The sequence below is a fragment of the Chitinophaga terrae (ex Kim and Jung 2007) genome (assembly GCF_900107795.1).
GTDB lineage: Bacteria > Bacteroidota > Bacteroidia > Chitinophagales > Chitinophagaceae > Chitinophaga > Chitinophaga terrae.
Map to the genome: position 1 here is coordinate 175,495 of NZ_FNRL01000006.1, position 16,735 is coordinate 192,229.

Consider the following 16,735-nt stretch of genomic DNA (forward strand, 5'->3'; position numbering starts at 1 on the left):
AGCTACGTCAGACTTGGGGAAATATCCACGGTTGCCTGTATTTTGGTTTTATCAGGTTGTTGGCGGCGTTGTTATGCACAAAGTTGTTAGCGCCGGCATCCCATACCAACCTTGATTGCGTCCGCAGCGCGATATTGCCTGCATGAGCATGTTTCGCCACCAGGCTGCCGTTTTCGATCGTACATGCAGGATCTTTCCGGCTTTTGATACATTCCAGGAAATTTTTCATGTGCAGCTCGTGAGATTCGCCGCCTGATTGCTTGTCAATGGGAGCGGTCTTAGGTTTCTTTGCCTGCTCATCCCATTCCGGCATCAGCTCCCACCCGTTCCGGTCTATGACCATAGTGGCATCGTTGCCTATAAACGCTAAACCATAAGAGCGGCCATAGGGGCCATTTTGCGTACCAGCGGTATGAGACCAGTTAACCAGGTAATCATTGTGCTGGTAGATGACGTTCATGGTATCGAAGGTTTCGTGATCCCGGTCCGGGAAGGCAAAGTTTCCTCCTGTAGCCATCACCGCCCGGGGCATAACGTTGATATCGCGGGCCCATAGAGCGATGTCCAATAAATGTACTCCCCAGTCTGTGAGCAGTCCCCCGCCATAATCCCAGAACATACGCCAGGAACCATGAAAGCGGGCGCTATTGAAGCTGCGCTGGGGCGCTGGCCCCAGCCAGAAGTTGAAGTCCACTCCCGCCGGCGGATTGCTGTCCGGCACTTTGGGAGCCCCGGTTCCATAATTGAAATTCGCCCAGATATCAACTTTTCTCAGCTGCCCGAGTTTCCCGGATTTGATAAGGTTCATGGCATTGATCCAGTGCGGACCACTTCTTTGTTGCTGACCTACCTGTACAACCCTGTTGTATTTCCTGGCAGCTTTTACCATCGCGTCGCATTCTGCAATGCTGTTCGCCAATGGTTTCTCTACATACACATCTTTCCCAGCTTCACAGGCATAAACAAATGGCAGGCAATGCCAGTGATCAGGCGTTCCGATGATCACTGCATCTATGTCTTTATTCTCCAGGAGTTGCCGGAAATCCTTGTACGTTCGGGGAGTTTTACCCGTTTCCCTGTTTATTTCGGCAGCCCGGTTATTCAGTATATTATCATCTACATCACAGAGCGCGATACATTCGACACCCGGCTGTCTGATCGCATTCTGCAGATCGCCCCAGCCCATGTTGCGGCAACCTATCAGTGCAACCCGGATCACTTCATTGGGGGAGTTGAATTTACCATGTACCAGGAGCGGCGACAGTACAGCGGTACCGGCCATCAGTTTAGCAGTGTTGTTAATAAACCGGCGACGAGAAACAGGCATGTGGAATTTATTTTGGTCTAACGAAAAATAATAAAAAAAAGTTGGGGCATGCCAGTTATATGATCAGCGGTAAGGCGGGAATAAAAAAGGAGCTTCAAATATGTTTTGAAGCCCCTGTTATAATATCATCAGATCGTTTTGGTTATTGAGAAGTGTATGCACCATCTACGGTATAGAAACCGCCTGTTACAAAGGATGCTTTATCGGAACTCAGCCAACCTACTATTTCAGCTACTTCGGCGGCTTTTCCAAGTCTGCCGATGGGATGTAACTTAACCAGGGCGGCCTTTACCTCAGGTTGCAGGCCGTCAAGAATGGGCGTATCAATGTAGCCGGGACATACAGCGTTCACCCGCACGCCTTTGGCCGAATATTCTATTGCTGCTGCTTTAGTTAACCCTATCACTCCATGCTTTGCCGCTACATAGGCCGGTGAGTTGGCGGTACCAACCAATCCAAGAATGGAAGAAATATTAACGATCGCTCCTCCCCCGTTTTTCAGCATTGCCGGCAATTGGTATTTCATGCCATAAAACACGCTGTTGAGATTTATATCAATCACTTTTTTATACATCTCGATGCTGTGATCTGCTATCGGGTTCAACTCGCCGCCGATACCGGCGTTATTGCATGCAATATCCAGTCGCCCGTAGGTCGACACAGTTTTATCAACCAATGCTTTGCACTCCTCCGGGTTGCTTACATCACATTTCACAAAGGTTGCCTCACCTCCTTTTTCCTTAATAGCTGCCACAATATTTTTCGCATGCTCTTCTGCTACATCGCTGACAATCACTTTGGCTCCGCCGGTTGCGTACAATTTCGCAATTTCAGCTCCAATACCGGAACCCGCTCCTGTAACCAATGCTACTTTATCTTTAAATACCTGTTCCATACCTGCAAATTTTTTACGTGTGAAAAATCATTAAATAGTAGTACCTGTTGTTCGCTTTACAAAAGTACCCATATCCGGTTTACCGGAAGCTGACCTTTATCAGCCTTTCAACTAATTTTTATCAGTATTTAATTGGTTGAAAAGACGGGTATACAACAAACAACAGTCACCCTGTAATTGTTGCTTCATAATCGGGGGCCGGGGCAAAATTGAGGGCAAAATTCAACAAAATGATGGGGCAGGTAACAAGCAGGTTATGGGGTATCGGAAGTTGTTTTCAGCAATGCTATACCTGATCCGAAAAAGACGAGGCCGATAGAAGCGGTTACCAATAGTTCCCTCCAATGCAGGGTCTGCTTTACAAAGCCATACCCAGCGTAAATCAAGCCAACTGTTCCAAGTAACGTAAGTAATACTCCGAAGAGCTTTTTTGCGTCCATACACCAAGTTTTATATGGATGGCTTCAATATCTGTGCCGTTACACCGTTGCCGTACAAACGTAAAAAAGAACAGGAAGCAAAGGTTTTTGTCCCGAAGCAATTAAAACAAGAGAGAAGAACAGGGAGATACTAAACAGCTCACTCAATAATTTAGTACTCACTGAAGATGATACTGATGTCTTAATGCTTCAATAACAAAAAACCTTTGCTTCCTGGTTCCGTTCTTACTCTATTACTTTGAGATACCTGGCCATCCAGTATGGAAGCAGGAATTCATCACCCGCCAGTTCTGATTCGCCGTTCCGTCCGCCGTCCAGCGTAAATGCATTGGCATTATGACGGTGTACAGGCTGCTCGTCTAACGGTAACAATACTTCTGTTGTCTGGTTGCGGAAGTTATGCGGTAATAAGGTGATATCATGGCGCCTTGAATTAGTGATCTTCCAGGTGATCAGGTCCATAGGAAAACCTTTCAGCCACCACATGGTTGCATCTGCATCAAAATCGCCGGCGGTAGCCATAGTGATCAGGTTCCAGACTGCGTTCTTTTCAGGCTTCTCTATCTCCCAATGGTTTCTTATCGCCTCTTTATATTTCGCTTTTAATTCGTCATTAAATGCATACCTGTATAACACCCAGTAGGTAAGGAATGCCATTTCATCATCAGAGTGGTTCCAGCTGTCGCTTCCCATATCAATGCCCTGGTGAAAATAACCTGCGGTCGGTTTGATGGTGCGGTAATCGATCATAATATTCTTCAGGTAACCATATTTATTGATCAGCTTAAATGCCTCTGTTTTATATTTTTCCTTGCCCGTAAGTTTATACGCGAGTTGCAACCCTGCCATGATCGTAGTGCTGCCTAAGCGGCGGTCGCCAATGGTTGTGGGATACCAGTTAATGTACTCGGGATTCCATCTTGCCCAGAGGGTTGGCTTGTTATCAATATCAACGAGGGTATATTTATGATCAATGATATGCGTCATGATCTTATCCACGAAGTCGGTCACCCGCTGTTTTTCTTCCGGTGTTTCTGCAACCATTTCATAGGTTACGGCGGCGCTCCAGATATGCCCTACAAATTCGTCGCTGCTGGTATGCCCTTTCCACTCCCATTCCGGATCGGGCGATTCTCTCCATCTTTCAGGATCTGAGTTCTTGTACCCTTTCCTTTCGAACGTCCTGGCAGGGAAGCCTTTGATCTGGTTCACCGATAAGATCCGTTCAAATGCCTCCCAGGTTTCCCAGGCATATCGTTTCGCTACCGGGTCGTGCGTAGTGGCGTACCTGAAAGCCTGGCTGCCAAGGTAAAAACTGCTCCATAGCCCGTCATTATCTGTATCTGCCATTTCAGCGGAGCCTACATCGCCGGGCGGGTTCAGGTGAACGTTGGCTATGAACCCATAACGGATATGACGTTCCCTGATCTTGCGTTCAAAGAATGCGGCTTTCTCAGCCAATGTATGTTTTATGAATGCAATTTTATTCAAACCTGTTGGCGTCAGGATATATACGTCACCGTTACTTACTGCGGCCATGCTTTTCACAGTATCCTGGTCTATCCATCGGCGTGACGCATAGTAACGGTAGGTTCCCTTATCGGCTTCCGCAAAGGCACCTTCAGGCGTACCTGCCCATACATGGTCGTTCACTACCAGGAGGTTTCGTATATCCGGTACCGGTACCCGCGTCCGGAGACCGGTACTGCTGTCGCCCGACTGCCTGTTCACCGTGTAATAACCGTTCGATGTACTCAGTACGATATCATCTCCTTTAAAGGCAAAGTCTGTAACTCCATTCACTTTATGCACGGGAACAAATCTGCTCTCATCAAAGCGGTAAACTGCGTTATTCGTCAGCAGGTAAAAAGTACCTTTATAAACCTGCAATTTCCTGATGCCATCCACAAATGGCAAATCCTTTAACTCCTTGCCTGTTGCCAGCGCCAGTGCGTTATTTCCTGCCAGCAACATCCTTCCTTTTTCATCTACCACTACCTTGTTAAACTTCCCGGTTGGCAGATTAATGTAGGGAATTCCTGCATACCCATTTGTCAGGCATTTATCGGGATAGAGATAGTAAAGATGTCCGCTGGTTTCCTGCGTGGTAACATCTACCGGGATCTTTTGGGCCAGGGGACGGAACCGGAGATCTTTTACCAGCTCATTGCCGCTAACACGATAGAAACCTTGCGTGGTCAGTACATGTACATTATCGTTATAATCCGTGATCACCTTGATCATCTGTAAGCCCGCAGGAACGGTGTATTTCACCGATACCGCCTGGATAAAGGGCAGATCGGGCGTGGCATAGGCAGCACACGAAAACAGCAGGCCAGCCGCTAAAAAACAAGATTTCTTCATGCCAGTAAGTTTATAGTTTGATCAGCCACACTTCGGTGACCCTTGAATGTTGTCGCCAGTTTAAATGTTCTTCATCAATACTGTCGAATGTCAGGAGCAGAGCGCCGGTCTGAGATAATGAAACAGGTACCGGGAATTCCTTCAGTTCTCCTATTCCTTTGTTATATAAGGCTGGTTGCAAACGAACGCCGTTTGCCCTCAAAAGACATTCGCCATTGCCTGTAACACGGATCATGTATCTGGCAGCAGGATCCAGGTGATCGTACCGCAACGCGGAAGGCCAGCGCATGCTCACCATCCAGGAAAGCCGTTTCCGGCTCATCCCTCCATCCCACCAATCGAAGCCCGGCACATCGCTGCGTTGCATCAGCGGATCGGTATGCCAGTCTTCAGGCCTGACCACATGCGGCGACTTGGACACATTTCCAATATCGTCATAAAAACTGCCGGGGCCTGGGTCCTCCCACCTGGCGAGCGTGTCTAACGACTTGCGTTGTTCGGCTGCGGGGAGTGTGCGTATGTATTTGAATTTATCTTCCAGCCACCAGCGGTTGTTCAGCGGCCGATCGAGGAAATCCAGTATAGTTCCCCTTTCTGGTCCGGCTGCCTTGTATTTTTTCACGCTGGTTTGAAGTGCTATAGATCTATACAGGCTGTCGCATAACGCGATGATCTTATTCCTCCATTCAGGGTATACAGGAGTATCCGCCTGTTGCAGGATCTTCTCTGCTTTTCCCATCGGATCTTTTGCAGAAAGCAGGGCTTTATTGGCGGCGGTTTCCAGGTCGGCTTCCCTGATGGCGCGTTCCCTGGTATAAGCATCGTAATAAGCTCTCAGCACCAACATCTGCCAGCGCCAGTTGCCGGACAGGGATGGATGCTCCTTTTCCAGTTGCTGCCAGAGCGCCAGCGTAGCGCGTATGCCGCCGTTATCCCTTATGGCTCCTTCCCAGTTCCTTTCCAGCGCCAGTATACCATCTGCCGCCAGCTCCCTGACCGGCGAGCTGAAAAAGAAGTTCGCATATTGTTGCAGGATAGTATGTTCATCCATCTTCGCATCCCAGCCCAACAAGCTCCAGACAACCTTGTTCAGGTCGTCGTGCGCCCCATCGGAGTAGCTGATAAACCCATCCATATACGGAGCGATAAAACGATAGACATTCGCATAGTAGACTGGTTGGGGATTAATGGCTTCCCTGCCCAGTGTAAAGGCAAAAGCTGGGTCCCACCAACTGACAGGATAATCGCATCTCACGTTGTGGGTGATATCCGGGTAGTGGCGGATCTTATATTGAGCGGGAATGGCAGCCCTTGTACTTTCCAGCGAGGGGCTGGAAGGGCCTACTACAATACCTCCCAGCCATGCCGGTTTTTTCTGATCTAAATAGGAATAGACATAGGAACATTTAATAGAATCGTACCCCTGCAACGACAACCAGATGCGCGCTTTGGGATGATAACGTTTAAGAGGAGCGGACAACTCTTCCAGCAATGGGATCACCAGTTCCGGAGGATTGTCGCCAGGGTCGCCACCGGGGAAAAATACGGCATCCAACCTTGGCGACTCCCTGAACAGGGTGTCGAACTGCCGCAGGAAGAAACTGCGTTTAGCCGTGTCGTGCAGGTCGAAAGATGCCGGTGTCCACACTGAGAAATCCAGGTCATATTTCTTGCAGAAACCACTGATCCTGGCATTCATGTCCCTCGACGAGAGTTTGAAATGCGGGGAAGCCGGCATAAAAGGGATCGCTTCTATGCTGTTCGTGCCGAAGATCGCCAGCTCCCTGATATATTGTTCGTATTGCTCCGGCGACCAGCCATCGTAAGAATTGGCCAGGTTGCGGTAGCCGATCTGGTGACCTCTCACAGGTTTATCCGGAGAAGCGGAAACATCCAGGCCGGAAGGAAAACTGACTGATTGTTCACTGTACTGCAATATGCGTAACAGGTAACCTGCGCCAAATAGCTGGCCGCGGGTATCTGCACCTTCAATAAAAACAGATCCATCATTGTAATAAACATGGTAAGACTCCGGCTTTCCTTTGCCAGTTGTGAATATGATGGTATTGCCGTTGCCAGGCCGGCGGGCAGAAATATTCCATTGCAGGCCTGTGCGTTTAAATACTTCTTCCTTCAATACCTGCGCAGCGATGTTGTTCTCTTTTGCAACAATAGTCACCTGCCGGAAATCAACAGCCCAACAATACAACGGAAACAATAATACTATAGCCAGTAGTCTTTTCATGGATCACTAAGATTTTGGTTTAGCCTGAAGCTATCTGTTCTTCAGGATATTTTCCCCGTTCGCCTGTTTTTCCAGGTCGAAGCCGTCGTATAATTCGCGTGTTGTTCTATACGAGCGATAAGCTATTTTTTTCGGTTTCCATCTGGCCGTTGGCTTTGTGCATAGCTAAACCGGGAAGTAAAGCAGGCGGCCGGCAGCCACCTGCTTTTAAAGGATTGACTCGTTATACACTTACTTCAGGTACCACATGAGGGTAAATAGTTTATCTTCTCCAAAGACCGTTAACGCTTTTTGGTATTGGTCCCTGTTCAGGTTCCATTCGCCCGACGGGTACAGATACCTGGTTGGTATGGATTTATAAGCAGCGCTCGGGCCAAGTACAAATTTTGGAAAGCCTGTGCGGCGGTGATCGAACCAGCCTTCAGCGCCTTTAAGGAAATTGGAGATCCATTTCTGTACGATCAGTTGCTCCAGGGTCCCGTTGTATTTAACAGCCGGCTGGTCGAAATACTTGTCATCATCCGCTTTCTGTTCAACGCCGTAGTATTTCATATTTGCACGGATGCCTGCGTAATAAAGCGCTTCGGCAGTTTTGCCCGGAACATTCACTTTACCTGCCTGTGCTACTTCTGCAAGCGTAAAACATACTTCGGCATAAGTGATCAGGCTGGCTTTAACCATCGGGTGCACTTTGGTATTAAACATTGCCGAGAGCCTGGATACAAATGCCGCCCCGCCGTTGTAATCGTAGGGTGCAGGAACAGCATTAGGCACGCCTACATAAAGGTTTTTATCAACAGTTCCGCCTGCCGGGTTATCCCGTGGGGCGATCCAAACCTGCAGACGAGGATCGTTTCGTTGTAATAAGGCATCTACGATCTCTTTACTGGGTTTGCGTTTGTCGAACTCGCTGAAATCGTTTGCCTCGTTGCTTCCTGGCCAGAAGTTATCCTTTGTTCCGTCTATATACGCTACTTCCGCATTGTCCTCGTTGCCTTCGAAAATGGGATATTTGGAAGGATTGTTCACAATTTCCTGCATCTCTGTGAAAGCAGAAGGATAGTTCTTGGAAATACGCAACAGCATGCGTAAACGGAGCGAATTGGCCAGCTTGCGCCATTTCATATAAACGCCGCCATACATAGGATCGTAGGCTTTCGGAATAGCAACAGTAGTAGTCGCCAACTGATCATTCGCATCCTTCAGCGTTTTTAACAATGCAGGATAGATGTCTTTCTGCTGGTCATATTTCGGATAAGGGTTCCTGTTCTCTTTCAGCTTCAGGGCATCGGTATAGGGAACGTCTCCATACAGATCTGTTAAGTAAGCAAAGTTGAACGCCTCCAGTATCTTGCCGATAGGGAGATATTGCAACTGGCCTTGCTTGGTAGCTATATCCATCATCACATAGTTGGTAGATAACCGGGAATAATAATCATCCCAGCTTTGAGGGCTCCAGCTGAATTTATCGTTCCCTTCGTTGCGCACCATCGTGATGTACCTGCCTGCGGAAGCAGGTTTATCCCAGTAAGCATCTTTCTGGTAACCATAAGCTGTTGCTATCAGCACATTGGATAGCAGGAACTCAGGGTTTGTATTCACAGATTCATTCGGGTTAATATTCATTTCTTCCAGGCCTTTCGTGCAGGATCCCAGGAATGCACCGAATAATATTATCGTTAATAAAACAGGTATGCGTTGCATAACCATAAGATTAAATGATTTAGAAATTAAATCCGAGTTTCAAACCGTAAGAACGGGTGTAAGGTAATCCCCAGGTTGAAACACCCTGAGAGAAACCGGAACTGGAAATAGCAATAGCGGTTTCAGGATCATATCCCTGCTCGGCAGCCGTCCAGGTGAACAGGTTGCGTGCAATGAACGCCACTGACAGGTTGCTAACCGGCAGTCTTCCCAATGTCTTCTTTGTAAAATTGTAGGTCAGTGATACTTCTCTCAATTTTACAAAAGTGGCATCGAAAGTTGAACGGCCTAAGAAATCCCAGTAAATATTGCCGTAATAGTTTTCCGGATCTGTGATCTTTGTATTCAACACATATTTTCCGGGGCTTTCCTCAACATAACCGTAGAGGATCATACCATCATGGCGGTCCACGGTGCCATCATTCCAGGGCAACCCGCCGGTTTTAGCGTCGCGGCCCGGAACTGTGACCTGGGTACGACCATCGCTGAGGAGGTTCCTTGCAACATAGGAGTAGAATTGGCCCCCCAGGCGCCAGTCGATCAGCATATTCAAAACGAAGTTCTTATATGATAACGTGTTGGATATACCAACCATGAAATCCGGGTTGTAATTACCAATTTTAACGTTATCTGTCAGCTTCACATAACCGTCGTCGGTGAGGAGAGGTTCTCCTTTATGCGGTCCATCCGGTACTGTCGCCCATCCATAACCATACATATCTCCCATCTCTGTTCCTTCTTTTACCAGGTAAATCAGGCTTTCGGAAGAACCAAGAGGATAGTTGTTCAAGCCATCGATCAGTTTCAGTACTTTGTTGCGGTTCCTGGTAAAATTAACCTGGGCGTCCCAACGTAGTTGCTTGTCTATTGGCGTACCATTTAAAGTGATCTCTATGCCCTGGTTCTGGATCTTACCGGCGTTTACCAGCATGCTGTTATAACCGGTTGCCATCGTAACCGGTATGCTTAATATCTGGTTCCTGTTGATCGTTTTGTAGTAGGTAACGTCAAGACCTAAACGATTATTAAAAAACCTTACATCAGCGCCGAACTCATGTGAAGTGGCGATCAGTGGTTTCAGCGCATTATTCTTCAATGAGCTATTGATAGTAGCACGTTTCAGGTCGCCCCAATCGGAACCGAACGCAAATGTATTTTCAAGTTGGTATGGGTCGGTATCGCCTCCCACCTGTGCCCAGTTACCCCTGATCTTAGCAAAAGACAAAGGACCGGATTTAATATTAAACATATCCGAAAGGATCAGGCTAAGGGATGCAGAAGGGTAGAAATAAGAATTTTCAGCCATTGGCAGGGTGCTGGACCAGTCGTTCCTGGCAGTCAGGTCCAGGAAGGCATAATTCCTGAAACTTACCTGGCCCATTCCGTAAACGCTGTTGATCCTTTTGCGATACTGCGCAGTGTTATACCTTAATGACCCTGGTTTTGCGTTGTTAATAGTGAACAGGTTACGTGTTACCAGGTTATCAGTGCTTTGGCTGGTTGTTCTAATGGTCTGATTCATCCTGTTCGCACCGCCCGAAACGGATACAAAGAAATCGGAGTTGATATTCTTTTTATAAGTCAGGAGGAAATCTGTGTTCTGCTCCCTGAACATCTCAGTTTCCAGGCCGTAGGCGCCATTCGCTACTTTTACGCCTCCGTAAGGCCTTTTGCTTTCACGGATTTCAGAGTAATAATCCATACCGGTACGCCCCATTAACGAAAGCTCCTTGGTGATCTGGTAATCTACCTGCACGTTACCATTCAGCCTATCCCTATCGTAAGCATTGATATACTCGTATGCCACGAAGTAAGGGTTATCGACACCTGGCGCAAATTGCTTTTGAGCAATACCCGCCTGTCCTGGCAACCAGTAATCCCGCAACTTTTTCATATCTACGTTAGCAGGAGTGGTGTAAACGATGTTACTTGCGCTGCCCCTGTTGAAGGTTGGCCTGTTATCACTGCTATTTTTTGAATAGCCGATATTAGTGCTCACTTTTAACTGGGGATGCAGTTGGTACATTGCCGAGAGGTTCAGTGTGTTTCTTTTCAGGTCTGAGTTCGGTACAATTCCTTCGTTCCTTAAGTTGGTATAGGATAAACGGATGCTGCCATCCTTCATGTTTCCTGTAACGGCAATATTATTTGTAAGGGTAGAACCTGTGCGATAGAAATCTTTATACCTGTTAGGATATGATACCCAGTCGGTTGGAATCCTGTTTCCATTCGCATCCAACGGGCTATCCCATTGAATATGTTTGGTGCCGATATCAAGACGCGGTCCCCACGATGCTTTGGCATAGGTATCTTCCGATCCTTCCCTGTCGCCAGCGCCGAATTCGTTCTGGAATTTAGGGAATAACCACGGTTGATCAAACATAGCGCTTGAGTTAACGGTGACGCCTAAACCTTTTTTGGCACCGGACCCGGATTTGGTAGTAATAAGTATTACACCGTTGATGGCGCGGGAACCATATAAAGCAGAAGCGCTTGCTCCCTTCAACACAGAGATACTGGCGATATCATCAGGGTTGATATCGGAGACCGTATTACCATAGTCCACTACCCCATCGCCTAACGGTTGTTTGGGGTTCCTGATGCCGGAAGCAATAGGGATACCATCTACAACATATAACGGCTGGTTATAACCAGTGAGGGAACTTTGACCACGAATGGTTATCAATGCTGTACCACCAGGATCAGAACTGGTGCTTCTTACGTTCACCCCAGCTACTTTTCCGGACAATGCATTAGCGATATTCACTTCTTTTACTGTGTTTACAGCTTCGCCCTTTAAGGTCGCAATGGAGTAGCCCAGCGCTTTCTCCTGGCGTTTAATACCTAATGCTGTTACAACAACCCCATCGAGCGCCCGGACATCTGAGATCATTTTGATCTGCAGGGCGCCGTTGCCGGCCACTACTTCCTGTTTCTGGTAGCCTACAGAACGGAATATCAATACCGATTTGCTGTTGGCTACGGTTATAGAGAAACGTCCCTGCGCATCCGTAGCAGTACCATTGTTCGTGCCTTTTTCATTGATGCTGACGCCAGGAACAGGCGCATTGTTTTCGTCCAGCACCACGCCTCTTACCTGCACGCTGGCCTGTATAACCTCCTTTACCGGAGCGGCAGCGTTGCGGATAGCAAAATCGTGATCGCTTAATTTGACCACTGATAAACCCAGTGGAGATAATATTTTATTCAGTTGAGATTCCAGCTTTCCGTCGGTGACCCGTAAAGCTTTTGCAGGTACGGATTTGTCTGCAATTTGTGAAGAAGTGTAGTTAAAGCTGACATGATAGTTTGCTTCCAGGCTGGACAGCCACTGCTGAAGCGGAACGCTGCCCGACTCGCGGGAAGCTTCTGCACTTCTAACCATTACCTGCTGCGCGGATAGCTGGTTGGCGGACAGCAATAGCAATAGCAGTCCAGCCCTCCATGGAGCGTAAAGCTTCGTAAAGCTCATTTGCATAACTGTAAATTTTAAAAAATTTTATTCAAACAGGATCATTGAGTCTTTCTTTTTCATCTTTAACTGGTGTACTGCAGCGATAGCCGACAGTAACAACGATGGATCTTCAGTTGAACAGGAGCCGGTAAATAACAGGCCTTCCAATTTTTTACTTCCAAACTGAATATGATACCCATAGATATCTTTCAGGTCCTGCGCGATCCTGGACAGAGGAAAGTCTTTATACACCAGGCGGTGCCGCTTCCAGGCGGTGAGCTGCAAAGGATCTTCATGAATCCACTGGTGCTTTCCACCAGCAATGCTCATCATATCTCCCGGTTGCATATCAAGGCTGTCATTTACCACTATCTTTCCTTCTTCCAGTAATACTTTTATAGTTTCGTGCCTGTTATATACATTGAATGCCGTGCCTTTTACTTCTATTACCGCCTGTGGCATCTGAACACGAAATTTAGGATGCAGTTGCGGCGGAGATTTCGTTACATTAAAATAGGCTTCTCCATCCAGCGTGACCATTCTTACATTTTCTTTCTTCCATTCTAAGGGATAAGACAAAGTAGAATTCGCGTTCAATTGTACTATAGAGCCATCGGGCAACTGTACGATTTTGGTTTCTCCGAATTTTGTCTGAACTATTGCCATAGCCGGCGCTGCTGGTTTCCGGAAGTACCAGCTTCCTGCCAGGATTAATATAGCCGCAGTGGCGGCAGCTGCCGCTGCATAAAACCACCTGCGCTGCTGATATCCGCTATTTTTTTTAACAGGGGTATCATCAAGCAACCGGTCTATCTGTGCTTTAATACTGGCCATTTCCTCTGCCGAAGCCTCATCGGTTTTGAATTGCAATGCCTGAACCATCATCTTCGCCTCCATCACCACATACTCTTTTTCCGGATGAGTGGCTAACCATCTTTCCCAAAACCTGGCGGCATCTGTTCGCCCTTCCAATACCCAGGCACGAAAAGAGGGGTCCGCAGCCAGATCAGCTGCGTCGTATTCACTATAGTTCATAAATAGTACTTATACTATTAATAAGAGACCGGCAACTATATAAACGCCCTCAGGAAATCTGATAAATTTTAAAAAATTTTCTAGCGGAATAAAAGCATCGCTTCATCAGGTACGAGCAGCTCTTTCAGCTCGGCGAGCGCTCTATATATCAAGGTACGGGCATATTTCACTTCTTTCATTTCCATGATGCCAGCAATATCCTCGTAAGTCATGTTTTCATAAAAGCGCAGGTAGATAGCTTCTTTTTGTCTTGGTGTGAGCGAATTAATTCGCTGTTGCAGCAATTTCGATGTTTGTTCGGCCTGCTGCCTGCTGATCATTGCATGTTCAGGCGATAATTCCAGTGTAAACAAAGCAGCGCCTTCTTCCAGCGTAGCAGGCAAATGCGCGGCTTTGTCCATATACCGGAATAATTTTCTCCTGGCAGAAACCATCAGGTAGCTCTTCATATTGGCAGGAAGCGATAACCCTTCGCGGTGCAGGAAAAGTTGAGAGAAGAAGTCCTGCAACATATCCTTTACCAGGCCACGGTCAGTAGTGAACCGGATGCAGTAACGGAACAGCATTGGAAAATACCGTCGATACAATTCCCCGAAAGCTTCCCTGTCACCCTGACAAAGTCTTGCCCAGAGGTACTGATCATTTTGCTGTGCGTAAAATGGGCTGGTTGTCATTTATAATGTGAATTAGGAATAAGGATCGTTCTCTAAACTACACATTGTCCTGCTCCCATCATAACCTCTGCCGAAAAAATAACAGCGATTTAATGTGAAGGTAATGCCGCCGCCTGTACAGGCTGGATCTGCAATCGTTCACACCAGCCGAGGAAATCCCGGTGTATCTGCTGCAATGTTTGCTTTTGCTCAGGAGTCAGTTCCAGTGCATGTGCGCGACTAATGGTGCGCACGGGGAAGCCTCTCTGCTGTAGGAAATACTTGGCGCTCATCGGGTAGGCAATATGAATAAGCGGGTCTACCCTTTGCAGCTCCGATTGAATCCAGCGAACGTCTTCCTGTTTATCTTCTTCTAATACATTCTTGCAAAGCCATACCAGTATTTCAGGATAAAAATTCCCGGAAATTGACGACATGCCCGCTGCTCCCATTTGCATAGATGCCACCGCGTTAGGCGTATGGGCATCATAAAACTCGAGGCGGCTGCCCTTCACTACGTCCAGTTTAGCCTTTACCTGTTCCACATTGCAGGAGGTATCTTTATGATAGATCAGGCGGTTGGTGGCCAATAATGTTTTCAGAATGGCGGGAGTGATAATTCTTTTATAGGGGGCCGGGCATTCGTACAGTCCTAACGGGATGTCGCCCGTTAAACTGAATAACTGATCAAATCTTTTCAGCAAAATATCATCCGGCTCGTCCACATTCGCAAAATGGCCAGTGATCATGATCACAGAATCTACCCCGGTATCATAGATCTTTTTGGTGAATTCGGCTTTATCGTTGATGGTAAGGCCAAATGACCCGGTAGCTACAACGGGCACACGGCCATTCACGTAACGTACGACATGTTGAGTCAGTTCCAGCCGCTCATCTTCGCTGATGCTGTACATCTCGGAAGATAAACAATTGGCGAAGAATCCTTCTACGCCGGCTTCCAGGTAAAAATCCACCAGGGCTTCCACCATACCCAGGTCAATCTGGGCTTTCAGATTGAAAGGCGTGATCATTACCGGAACAAATTTCTTTTGCATAACAAACAGGTTTTATTTTCAGGAAGTTTTTAGACGTTGCATGCGCGTCAGCAACATGCCGGTCAGAAAAATAGAAAGCGTACCAATTACAATTATCATATTCACATGAAGCGGGTTGCGTAACCGCTCCATGGAGGCAGGCAGGTATTTGGACAACGACATCCATAAAATAACCAGCATGCCAACTATTGTAGCCCCAACAGCCGCTGCGTTCCTGGTTTTGGAAAGAATGCCCAGCAAAAACAACCCGAGCATGCCGCCCGCAAAGATGCCGGACAACTCCCACCAGATATCCAGGATACTTTTTACCCCTATCATGGCGATACCAAATCCTATTGCCAGCAAACCCGCGATAGTCGTGCCACTATAAAGCACCCTCATCTCTTTTTGCGGGGTGATCTCCGGATCTATATACCGCTGGTAAATATCTTTCAGGAATACAGTGGCGGCGCTGTTCATGCCGCTGCTCACCGTGCTCATGGCTGCAGAAAGTATTGCGGCTATGATCAGGCCCAGGATGCCTTTTGGCACTTTCATCACCATAAACCATGGCAGCACTTTATCGCCATAATCTGCCGGCGTAAGTTCAGTCATCGGGATGCCTCTTTCGGCGGCCACCTGTTGTTTTACCGCGGCAATAACGTCGGGGTGTTGCTGCACATAAGCGAACAGGGAGGTCCCTATAAAGAAGAACAACAGGCTTACGGGCACATACCAGTATACGCATAGCCAGATACTTTTTTTAGCCTCTTTCTCAGTTCTGGCGGTGTGGTAACGTTGTACATAGTTCTGATCCATCCCGAAGTTGTTCAGGTTGATAAAGAACCCGTACAGCAACACTACCCAGAAAGTGGATGTACCGAAATCCGACAGGCTGAAACTGCCCAGGGAAAATTTCCCGTCCTGCATTCCGATCCTGAAAATATCCGACACCCCGTTATCCATTCCTGCAATCACCAGCCAAAGGATGATGGCTGCTCCTATTGTTTTTATAATACCCTGCAATACCTCGGTCCAGATCACGGCTTCCATCCCTCCTAATACTGTATAAATAATAATACAGATACCGGTGATAAGCATGATGGTTCTCATATCTATACCAGTAAGCGCTTCAAGGGCCAGCGCCACACCAAAAAACACGCTGCCCATCCGCGCCAATTGGGTAAGTATGAAACAAACCATCGCGTATGTTCTGGCCCATGGACCAAAGCGATGCTCCAGGTGCGTATATGCGCTCACTTCTCCGCTATGCCTGTAAAAAGGTACAAAGTACCTGGCTGCAAAGAAGGCAGCAGCAGGCATAGACAAACTAAATACAAAGGCATTCCAGTTGGTGCCGAAGGCTTTTCCGGGTACGCCCAGGAATGTATTGCTGCTTAGAAACGTAGCATACAAAGAGAGTCCCAGCGCCCATCCTGGAATATTTCCGGAAGCTGTTGTAAATTGTGATGCATTCCTTTTCTTCCTTGAAAACCACACCCCTACCAGTATCATACAAAGCAGGTAGGCGGCTATCACTGCCAGGTCAATTAATGGCAACTGCATATCCGGTTACGATTGGTT

At 47.4% G+C, this 16,735-nt stretch carries 11 protein-coding genes; all 11 read right to left on the reverse strand.

Annotation, left to right across the window (positions count from 1 at the left end; translation table 11 throughout):
• Window positions 1-7: 7 nt before the first annotated feature.
• The 11 genes from BLV62_RS08585 to BLV62_RS08635 all read right to left on the reverse strand — a co-directional run bounded on the left by BLV62_RS08585 (window position 8) and on the right by BLV62_RS08635 (window position 16,717).
• On the reverse strand, window positions 8-1,327 hold the full coding sequence (locus tag BLV62_RS08585) for a Gfo/Idh/MocA family protein (protein WP_089760659.1): 1,320 nt from the start codon (window positions 1,325-1,327) through the stop codon (window positions 8-10).
• Between the two features lie 142 nt (window positions 1,328-1,469).
• The gene (locus BLV62_RS08590) at window positions 1,470-2,222 is read right to left on the reverse strand and encodes a glucose 1-dehydrogenase (protein ID WP_089760661.1); all 753 of its coding nucleotides are present in this window, start codon (window positions 2,220-2,222) and stop codon (window positions 1,470-1,472) included.
• Between the two features lie 254 nt (window positions 2,223-2,476).
• A complete protein-coding gene (locus BLV62_RS08595; RefSeq protein WP_089760663.1) occupies window positions 2,477-2,662 on the reverse strand; it encodes a hypothetical protein in 186 nt (61 codons plus the stop codon).
• A 225-nt stretch (window positions 2,663-2,887) separates the two neighbouring features.
• Window positions 2,888-5,026, reverse strand: a complete 2,139-nt coding sequence (locus tag BLV62_RS08600) for a hypothetical protein (protein ID WP_089760666.1) — start codon at window positions 5,024-5,026, stop codon at window positions 2,888-2,890.
• A gap of 10 nt (window positions 5,027-5,036) precedes the next feature.
• Entirely contained in the window at window positions 5,037-7,271 is a 2,235-nt protein-coding gene (locus tag BLV62_RS08605; protein WP_089760668.1) for a hypothetical protein, read from the reverse strand.
• A 231-nt stretch (window positions 7,272-7,502) separates the two neighbouring features.
• A complete protein-coding gene (locus BLV62_RS08610; protein WP_089760864.1) occupies window positions 7,503-8,975 on the reverse strand; it encodes a SusD/RagB family nutrient-binding outer membrane lipoprotein in 1,473 nt (490 codons plus the stop codon).
• 19 nt (window positions 8,976-8,994) lie between these two features.
• Window positions 8,995-12,447, reverse strand: coding sequence for a SusC/RagA family TonB-linked outer membrane protein (locus BLV62_RS08615; RefSeq protein WP_168928041.1), 3,453 nt, complete (start codon window positions 12,445-12,447; stop codon window positions 8,995-8,997).
• A gap of 27 nt (window positions 12,448-12,474) precedes the next feature.
• Window positions 12,475-13,464, reverse strand: coding sequence for a FecR family protein (locus BLV62_RS08620; protein ID WP_089760673.1), 990 nt, complete (start codon window positions 13,462-13,464; stop codon window positions 12,475-12,477).
• 80 nt (window positions 13,465-13,544) lie between these two features.
• Complete coding sequence (locus BLV62_RS08625) at window positions 13,545-14,138, reverse strand: RNA polymerase sigma factor (protein WP_089760675.1); 594 nt, start codon at window positions 14,136-14,138, stop codon at window positions 13,545-13,547.
• Between the two features lie 89 nt (window positions 14,139-14,227).
• Window positions 14,228-15,172 carry a dihydrodipicolinate synthase family protein gene (locus BLV62_RS08630; RefSeq protein WP_089760678.1) on the reverse strand — a complete coding sequence of 315 codons (945 nt, stop codon included), beginning with the start codon at window positions 15,170-15,172 and terminating at the stop codon, window positions 14,228-14,230.
• 18 nt (window positions 15,173-15,190) lie between these two features.
• Window positions 15,191-16,717, reverse strand: a complete 1,527-nt coding sequence (locus tag BLV62_RS08635; protein ID WP_089760680.1) for a sodium:solute symporter family protein — start codon at window positions 16,715-16,717, stop codon at window positions 15,191-15,193.
• Window positions 16,718-16,735 lie beyond the last annotated feature (18 nt).

Excerpts from the sequence above, each read along its gene's own strand:
- BLV62_RS08620 (WP_089760673.1), bottom strand. The coding sequence starts at position 13,464 with ATGAACTATAGTGAATACGACGCAGCTGATCTGGCTGCGGACCCCTCT.
- BLV62_RS08600 (WP_089760666.1), bottom strand. The coding sequence starts at position 5,026 with ATGAAGAAATCTTGTTTTTTAGCGGCTGGCCTGCTGTTTTCGTGTGCT.
- BLV62_RS08590 (WP_089760661.1), bottom strand. The coding sequence starts at position 2,222 with ATGGAACAGGTATTTAAAGATAAAGTAGCATTGGTTACAGGAGCGGGT.
- BLV62_RS08605 (WP_089760668.1), bottom strand. The coding sequence starts at position 7,271 with ATGAAAAGACTACTGGCTATAGTATTATTGTTTCCGTTGTATTGTTGG.
- BLV62_RS08615 (WP_168928041.1), bottom strand. The coding sequence starts at position 12,447 with ATGAGCTTTACGAAGCTTTACGCTCCATGGAGGGCTGGACTGCTATTG.
- BLV62_RS08585 (WP_089760659.1), bottom strand. The coding sequence starts at position 1,327 with ATGCCTGTTTCTCGTCGCCGGTTTATTAACAACACTGCTAAACTGATG.
- BLV62_RS08635 (WP_089760680.1), bottom strand. The coding sequence starts at position 16,717 with ATGCAGTTGCCATTAATTGACCTGGCAGTGATAGCCGCCTACCTGCTT.
- BLV62_RS08630 (WP_089760678.1), bottom strand. The coding sequence starts at position 15,172 with ATGCAAAAGAAATTTGTTCCGGTAATGATCACGCCTTTCAATCTGAAA.
- BLV62_RS08625 (WP_089760675.1), bottom strand. The coding sequence starts at position 14,138 with ATGACAACCAGCCCATTTTACGCACAGCAAAATGATCAGTACCTCTGG.
- BLV62_RS08595 (WP_089760663.1), bottom strand. The coding sequence starts at position 2,662 with ATGGACGCAAAAAAGCTCTTCGGAGTATTACTTACGTTACTTGGAACA.
- BLV62_RS08610 (WP_089760864.1), bottom strand. The coding sequence starts at position 8,975 with ATGCAACGCATACCTGTTTTATTAACGATAATATTATTCGGTGCATTC.